This window comes from Pseudomonas sp. FSL R10-1339 (genome assembly GCF_009600545.1).
GTDB lineage: Bacteria > Pseudomonadota > Gammaproteobacteria > Pseudomonadales > Pseudomonadaceae > Aquipseudomonas > Aquipseudomonas bubulae.
Map to the genome: position 1 here is coordinate 1 of NZ_WIVQ01000262.1, position 523 is coordinate 523.

Sequence of the window (523 nt, forward strand, 5' to 3'; positions counted from 1 at the left end):
CAGTGAAATCGAGTAGGACGGAGCACGAGAAACTTTGTCTGAATATGGGGGGACCATCCTCCAAGGCTAAATACTACTGACTGACCGATAGTGAACTAGTACCGTGAGGGAAAGGCGAAAAGAACCCCGGAGAGGGGAGTGAAATAGATCCTGAAACCGTATGCGTACAAGCAGTGGGAGCCCACTTTGTTGGGTGACTGCGTACCTTTTGTATAATGGGTCAGCGACTTATTTTCAGTGGCAAGCTTAACCGAATAGGGGAGGCGTAGCGAAAGCGAGTCTTAATAGGGCGTCTAGTCGCTGGGAATAGACCCGAAACCGGGCGATCTATCCATGGGCAGGTTGAAGGTTGGGTAACACTAACTGGAGGACCGAACCGACTACCGTTGAAAAGTTAGCGGATGACCTGTGGATCGGAGTGAAAGGCTAATCAAGCTCGGAGATAGCTGGTTCTCCTCGAAAGCTATTTAGGTAGCGCCTCATGTATCACTGTAGGGGGTAGAGCACTGTTTCGGCTAGGGGG

Annotated in this window: 1 rRNA gene; it reads left to right on the forward strand. The window is 50.9% G+C overall.

Annotation, left to right across the window (positions count from 1 at the left end):
* Positions 1–523 (forward strand): 23S ribosomal RNA (locus GHO03_RS24730); the annotation flags it as partial.